Consider the following 7,293-nt stretch of genomic DNA (forward strand, 5'->3'; position numbering starts at 1 on the left):
CGTCCACACCTCTACGGATCGGGTGGCGATCTCCAAGTTTGCCTTCGAGATGGGCGACCCGAAGTACCTGAGCCACGTGCTCAGCKCCGTCCGCCGGATCGACGGTGTCTTCGACGTGTACCGCACCACCGGCAACCGCCGCCGGAGCTAACGCGTTTCAGCCCGCTACTCCGGTTGCGGGACGACGGCGGCGAGCTTCGCCAGGGCGGCCTTCTTGTGCGGGACGCGCKGGCTGGCCTCGACGGCTAGCCTGAGCAGCCGGAGCCGCACCCCCAGCTMGGGACTGGCCAGGAGCGCCCGCAGGGCCGGCACGGCGCGCTCCGCCTCCACGTGCAGGGCCACATCCAGGGCCGTGCGCAACGGGCTGGACACCATTAAACCGCCCAGGCTCACGACGTCGAACGGCCCCAGCCGCACTTCATGGAAGGTACAGCCGCGCACGGACCTCAGGCTGGAAATGCGGCGGTTGGCATCGACCAGCAGGGCCAGGCGGTCGGGTTCGTCGGCGCAGCCATAGATCCACGCAGCGGTCATCCGCCCTGCCACCACCCGCTGCCGKATCGCCGGCGCCACGGCCAGGGACGCGGCGCGGGCGCGCAGCTGAGGACTGGCCGGGACACCGGGCGGCAGGTACCCGCGCTGATACAGCTGCGTCAGCACGCCGTCGGCGGCCATGGCCTGCAGCTCCGGCCATGAGAACAGGGCGCCGGGGGAGTAAAGCTCGCACTGCTCCCGACCCGGACCCTGACCCGGGCCCGGCAGCGGCAGACCCGGACGTTCCGCGGGGGCGCGGGGCATKAGTACCATTCCGCCATCGTTCCCGGTTCCCCGAACACAGAACAGGCCCCGTTCCGGTCATGTGGATAAACCGAAACGGGGCCTGGACTGTTTTCCCGGCGTGCCGGGTGCTTAGGAGAGTTCGCTCGCTGAGCGCTCGAGCTGTTCGAGCCAGGCCTGGCGTGCCTCGAGGGCCTCCTGGGCTGCCTTGATCTTGCGMTCGTCGCCGGCCTTCTCCGCCTTGGCGAGGTCTTCCTTGAGACCGGCAATGGCGGCTTCGAGCTGGGTCAGGGCACTGTTGGTGCGCGCCTTCGTCTCCGGGTTGGAGCGCTTCCAGTTCTCGTCCTCGGCCTGGCGGACGGCGTCCTCCACCTTCCGCAGGCCGGCTTCGATGCGGCCCATGTCGGCGCGCGGTACCTTGCCGGCTTCTTCCCAGCGGTCACGGATGGACTGCAGCGCCTTCTTGGCAGCGTTGAGGTCCTTGATGGGCAGGAGCGCGTTGGCCTCCACCAGGAGCGCTTCCTTCACCACGAGGTTCGCACCGTATTCCTGGTCGATCTCGTCGTTGGCGGCCTGCCGGTTGGTGAAGAAGACATCCTGGGCGGCGCGGAAGCGGGCCCACAGGGCGTCGTCGTCCTTGCGGCTGGCGCGGGGCGACGCCTTCCATTCGTCCATCAGGCGGCGGTACTCGCCGGCGGCAAAGCCCCAGTCGGTCGAGGAGGAGAGTGCCTCGGCCTCGGTGAYCAGCTTCTCCTTGACGGMCTTGGCAGCCGAGTTGTTGCTGTCCAGTTGGGAGAAGTAAGCGCGGCGATGACGGTCGAAGACCGTCCGGGMGGCACGGAACCGCTTCCATAGCGCGTCTTCGTTGCTGCGGCCGAGACGGACGCCGCTCTTCTGCGCGATCTTCCAGCTCTCGAACAATTCGTTCATCCGTGCGCTGGAGGTCTTCCACTGGATCTGTGCAGGATCGTGGMCGGCGATTTCCTCGGCCTCGGCCACGATGGCCTCGCGGGCGGCAAGCTCGGCGGCGCGGACGGCGTCGTGTTCGGCTTTCTCGGCCCTCTCGAGCTCGCCGATCTGCGTTACCAGGGCATCCAGCCGGGCCTCAGCGGAGAGGTAGTCGCCCACCATGTTCCGCTCGGCAAGCTGTTCGCGCAGGTGCGTGACGGTCTTCTGCATGTCCGTGGTGGGCGCCTTGGAGCTCACGCGCTGTTCCAGCAGAACAATCTGGGCCACGATGTCCTCGAATTTGCGGGCGAAGTAGCCCAGCGCCTCTTCCGCGCTCACTCCGGGGTACTGGCCGACGGGGTATTCCGTGCCGTCAACGGTCAGGAAGACGTGGCCGTCACCTTCAACGCGGCCCCAGCGGGCCGCCTCGGCCAGCGAGGCTGCGGAGGAGACTGCCGCGGGTGCGGGAGCCGGTGCGGCTGCGGAAGGCTTGGCTTTGGGGCGGGCAGCGAAGGCTGCCGGGCTCGGCGCGGGCCGCGCCGCCGCTGACGGGGCGGGAGTGGGCGCTGGAGCAGTTGCCTCGGCAACAGGCTCGGCTGCCGTTTCCACTGCCGGGTCAGCCGGAGCGGCCACGGCGGGATCGGCGGCCTCGGCGTTCTCGCCTGCCGTGGCGGCCGATGCCTCGGCTGCCGTTTCCGGTGCCGTGTCTACGGCAGCGCCTGCACCCTCGGCAGTGGTTGCCTCGGTTTCGGTTTCGTTGGCAGCTGCTGTTGCCACTGTTTCGTCGGATTTCTGACTGTCTGTCACCGCTAGAAGTCTTTCGCTTGGAGGGAAATACCGGGACTACGGCCTTCAGGGCCGCAGCTGGTTACTTCAGTGTGAACGAGTCTATCGTGACTGGTTCCACAGGTGCGCCGTCCGTGGCGTTATCGCCGGGCTTCAGACCGGCGGCGGCAATCCCGCCGACCACGTCGAGACCGGAGGTGACCTTGCCCACCACCGTGTAGCCGCCGGCGGCATCCGCGGGTATGACGGTGTCCTTGTAGACGATGAAGAACTGGGTGCCGTTGCCGTTGGCGTTGCCGCTGGTCCGGGCCACGGCGATGGTTCCGGCCGGGTACTTATTGTCCGCCGGGGTGTTMTCCAGCGGGCCCCACGTGTAGGAAGGATCGCTGCTGCCGTCGCCGGTCTTGGACCCGCACTGCAGGACACCAAAGGTCTCGCCCGTGGTCAGCCGGTGGCAGCTGAGTCCCTTGTAGAAGTTCTGGTCAGCGAGGGACTTGAAGACGGCCGCGGCCTGYGGGGCCTTCGTGCCGTCAATTTCAACGCCAAGCGTGCCGCGGTTCAGCGCGAGTTCGCCGGTGAAGGTTTTGCCCGCGGCAGTGTCCGGTTTGGGGATGTTGTCCGCATTCGTGGCGGCCGCCGTTGGCGTGGCAGACGCTGAGGGGCTCTGCAGTCCCGCCTKCGCGGCCGCGAACTCTTCTTCGGTCGGGTTCGACGAAAAGACGGTGAGCTGCAGGACCAGGGCCAGGGCGATCGCACCGGTGCCCGCGCTGATGGCCAGAACGTTATCGCGCTTGCGGCGCTTGTCCTGGTCCCGGCGCAGGCCGCGCCTGGCCTCCATCTGCTGAACGCGCCGCTTCGCCTCGCGTGCGTTGCGTGAACTGGCCGCCAAAGGTCCTCCTGGTTGTAAGGTGCGTGACCGTGACGGGCCGTGGGCGCCGTCGCGGTCACAGCTGCAAGCTGCCGGCAGTCCCGCCGGACCGCCTCCGTTGGAAGAAGCGGGCGCCGAACGCATAAACTGACTGCCGCACACAGTTTATGCACGACTGGCCGGTCTGCCGCCTATCTTCGTTACGTTTCGACAGAGAATGCCGCGTGACGCCCGTGCCCGGATTCTGCACCAGCACCAGCAGCAACTAGAGGAGAAAATTTCACCATGGCACGCACAGCCTCCCTGTCAGGATTCCCCGAGTGGCTTCCCGAGGAGCGGCTGGTGGAACTCCATGTGCTGGATACCCTGCGCCGGACGTTTGAGCTCCATGGCTTCTCCTCGATCGAGACCCGTGCCGTGGAAACGGTGGGGCAGCTGCTGCGCAAGGGAGAAATCGACAAAGAGGTCTACGGCCTCAKCCGGCTCCAGGACGATGAAGGCGACGCGGCGGCCAAGACCGACCCGCACGCCCTGGCCCTGCACTTCGACCTCACTGTGCCTTTCGCCCGCTACGTCGTGGAGAACGCCGGCTACCTGGCCTTCCCGTTCCGCCGCTATCAGATCCAGAAGGTCTGGCGCGGCGAGCGTCCCCAGGAGGGACGGGCCCGCGAGTTTACCCAGGCGGACATCGATGTGGTCGGCGACGGCGAACTGCCGTTCCGCTACGACGTCGAAATAGCGCTCGTCATCGCCGAAGCGCTCAACGCGCTGCCCATCCCCGACTTCCTGCTCCGGATCAACAACCGCAAGCTGGCCGAAGGCTTCTACACCGGAATCGGGCTCACCGACACGGCCGGCGTTCTCCGCAGCATCGACAAGCTGGAGAAGGTCGGGCCCGCGAAGGTGGCCGAGCTGCTCAAGGAGGAACTCGGGGCCACCGACGAACAGGCGCGGGCCGCCCTCAAACTCGCCGGCATCCACACCATGGACACGTCCTTCGTGGACCAGGTCCGGGCACTGGGCGTCAGTAACGAGCTGCTCGAAGAGGGCCTGAACGAGCTGGAACAGGTTATCGCGGCAGCCGTCCAGCGCGCACCGGGCCGCGTGGTCGCGGACCTCAGCATCGCCCGCGGGCTCGACTACTACACGGGCACCGTGGTGGAAACCGTCCTGGTGGGGCACGAGCAGCTGGGATCGATCTGCTCCGGCGGACGCTACGACGCCMTGGCCACCAAGGGCAACCGCAAGTTCCCCGGCGTCGGCCTCTCGATCGGCGTGACCCGCCTGGTGTCGCGGATCCTGAGCCAGGACCTCGCCAAGGCCACCCGCTCCGTTCCGACCGCCGTCCTGGTGACCCTCAACAACGACGACAGCTGGGGCGCGGCTCAGGACGTCGCGGCGCAACTGCGCAGCCGGGGCATCGCCACGGAGGTCGCCGCGAAGGCCGAGAAATTCGGCAAGCAGATCAAGTTCGCGGACCGCCGMGGCATCCCGTTCGTCTGGTTCACCGACGACGACGGCAAGCACCAGATCAAGGACATCCGCTCGGGCGAGCAGGTTGACGCCGACCCGGCCACGTGGACGCCCGCCGAAGAGGACCTGCACGTCCGGGTGACCGCCGTCGGCGGGAACTAAAGCTAGCTCTGCCGCGGAGTCCTGCGCCACCGCAGGACCAGGAACCGCCCGGCCACGCCGACGGCCAGCACCGCCGCCATGACCAGCATGGAGGCCGGCGGGAGGGTCACGGCCAGGACAAGGCAGCCGAGGAAACCCAGCACGTTGAGCCAGCGCGGCGCATGCCACGGGCGGCGGGTCAGCGTGAAGGCGGCGGCGTTTGTCACGGCGTAATAGATCAGCACCCCGAAGCTGGAAAATCCGACGACGGTCATCACGTTCGTGCTCAGCAGCAGGACGATGACGACGGCGGCGACCGCCAGTTCTGCGACGAACGGGACGGTGTGGGCGCCGCCCACTTGGGCCAGCCGGGCTGGCAGGTCGCGTTCCCGGGCCATTGCCAGGGTGGTCCGGCCCACCCCGGTGATCAGGGCCAGCAACGCGCCAAGACACGCGGCCGCCGCCCCGGCCTKAACGAAGGGAACTCCGGCGCTGAGCTGTGAGACCGCCACCGCGTCAAGCAGCGGCGCCGTCGAACCYGCCAACTGCTGCGGGGGCAGGTGCCACTGCAGCAGTGCGGCCAGGCCGAGGTAGATCACGAAGGCCCCGGCCAGCGCTGCCAGGATGGCGCGCGGGATGGTGCGGGTGGGGTCCTTGACCTCTTCACCCAGGGTGGCGATCCGGGCGTAGCCGGCGAAGGCGAAGAACATCAGCCCCGCCGCCGGAAGGACGCCCCAGCCGACGCCGGACGGCGTCGGGAAGGCCGGCACTGTCGACACCGCAGGGGCGCCGTCCGGGTGCGGACCCAGCAGCGACGCCACCGCGACGAAGGCGATCGTGGCCAGCACGATGGCCAGCAGGATTCTGGTCAGGAAGGCGGTCCGGGTAATGCCGAGCAGGTTGACCCCGGTGAGGACCACGACGGCGGCGACCGCCAGCGGTGCGGCGTAGGCCGGCGCCACGTAGTGCCCGAACGTGAGCGCCATTGCCGCGCAGGACGCCGTCTTGCCCGTCACGAAGCCCCAGCCCGCAATGAACCCGGGCCATTCGCCCAGCTGCCGGCGACCATACACATAGGTGCCGCCGCTGGCGGGGTATTTGGCCGCCAGCTGCGCCGAGGCGACGGCGTTGCAGTAGGCAATGACGCCGGCGACGGCCACGGCCAATGTCAGCAGCGGGCCGGCCAGGGCGGCGGCGGGAGAGAACACCACGAACACGCCCGCCCCCAGCATGGAACCGAGGCCGATCGCAGTGGAATCGAAGACGCCGAGCCGGCGCTGCAGCTGTTGCTGCCCGGGGCGCTCCGCAGGCCGCTCACCGGGCCCGTCGCCGGGCTGGGTTCCGTGATGCCGGCTCGCCATGGCGGGAGGGTCCTTTCCAACGGGTAAACTCGAACGGGATCGTTCCAGTAGCGATCCTATAGAGCGTCATTCTTTAATATCGCTTTTGATTTTCCCTMTGTCTTCTTCAGAAAGGCGTGCTGTGCTGCGCACACATGACCTCGGATCGCTTCGCTCCGAGCACATTGGACAAACCGTAACCCTCGCCKGCTGGGTCGGCCGGCGTCGTGACCACGGTGGTGTCGCATTCGTTGACCTCCGCGACGCGTCCGGCGTCGCCCAGGTAGTGGTCCGCGAAGAAGAGGTTTTCCACGGTCTGCGCAACGAGTACGTGCTACAGATCGTCGGCACCGTGTCCCAGCGTCCCGAGGGCAACGAKAACCCGGCGCTTCCCACCGGTGAGATCGAGGTCATGGCCGAGAAGGTCACCATCCTCAACACCTCCGATCCGCTGCCGTTCCAGATCGACGAGCACGTTGAGGTCGGCGAGGAAGCCCGCCTGAAGCACCGCTACCTGGACCTGCGCCGCCCGGGCCCCGCCCGCAACCTGCGCCTGCGGTCGGAGGCCAACCGCGTGGCCCGCGAGCTCCTCCACCAGGACGGCTACGTGGAGATCGAAACCCCCACGCTGACCCGCTCGACGCCGGAAGGCGCCCGCGACTTCGTGGTCCCCGCACGCCTGGCGCCGGGCTCCTGGTACGCGCTGCCGCAGTCCCCGCAGCTGTTCAAGCAGCTCCTGCAGGTGGGCGGCTTCGAAAAGTACTACCAGATCGCCCGCTGCTACCGCGACGAGGACTTCCGCGCGGACCGCCAGCCGGAATTCACGCAGCTGGACATCGAGGCCAGCTTCGTGGACCAGGACGACATCATCCAGCTCGGCGAGAACATCGTCAAAGCTCTGTGGAAGCTGATCGACGTCGAGATCCCGACGCCCATCCAGCGGATCACCTACCACGACGC

The 7,293-nt window shown here is 67.9% G+C and carries 6 protein-coding genes; 2 read left to right on the top strand and 4 right to left on the bottom strand.

Annotated elements, in window-relative coordinates:
* Positions 1 to 165: 165 nt before the first annotated feature.
* The 3 genes from AC1DBQ_RS20150 to AC1DBQ_RS20160 form a co-directional block, all read right to left on the bottom strand.
* Positions 166 to 807: a hypothetical protein gene (locus tag AC1DBQ_RS20150; RefSeq protein WP_476930196.1), complete on the bottom strand. Its 642-nt coding sequence runs from the start codon at positions 805 to 807 to the stop codon at positions 166 to 168.
* A 102-nt stretch (positions 808 to 909) separates the two neighbouring features.
* Entirely contained in the window at positions 910 to 2,532 is a 1,623-nt protein-coding gene (locus tag AC1DBQ_RS20155) for a DUF349 domain-containing protein (RefSeq protein ID WP_476930197.1), read from the bottom strand.
* Positions 2,533 to 2,593: 61 nt separating this feature from the next.
* Positions 2,594 to 3,400 carry a peptidylprolyl isomerase gene (locus tag AC1DBQ_RS20160; protein ID WP_476930198.1) on the bottom strand — a complete coding sequence of 269 codons (807 nt, stop codon included), beginning with the start codon at positions 3,398 to 3,400 and terminating at the stop codon, positions 2,594 to 2,596.
* A gap of 264 nt (positions 3,401 to 3,664) precedes the next feature.
* On the opposite strand from AC1DBQ_RS20160, the gene hisS reads away from it, so the two are divergent.
* Positions 3,665 to 5,014: a histidine--tRNA ligase gene (gene hisS / locus AC1DBQ_RS20165; protein ID WP_476930199.1), complete on the top strand. Its 1,350-nt coding sequence runs from the start codon at positions 3,665 to 3,667 to the stop codon at positions 5,012 to 5,014.
* Between the two features lie 2 nt (positions 5,015 to 5,016).
* Here hisS and AC1DBQ_RS20170 read toward each other — a convergent pair whose 3' ends face one another.
* On the bottom strand, positions 5,017 to 6,354 hold the full coding sequence (locus AC1DBQ_RS20170) for an APC family permease (protein ID WP_476930200.1): 1,338 nt from the start codon (positions 6,352 to 6,354) through the stop codon (positions 5,017 to 5,019).
* A gap of 121 nt (positions 6,355 to 6,475) precedes the next feature.
* Here AC1DBQ_RS20170 and AC1DBQ_RS20175 point away from each other — a divergent pair.
* The coding region (locus AC1DBQ_RS20175; protein ID WP_476930201.1) for an amino acid--tRNA ligase-related protein at positions 6,476 to 7,293 on the top strand (818 nt) is incomplete at its 3' end.

The organism is Arthrobacter sp. 10T413_2 (genome assembly GCF_056394205.1).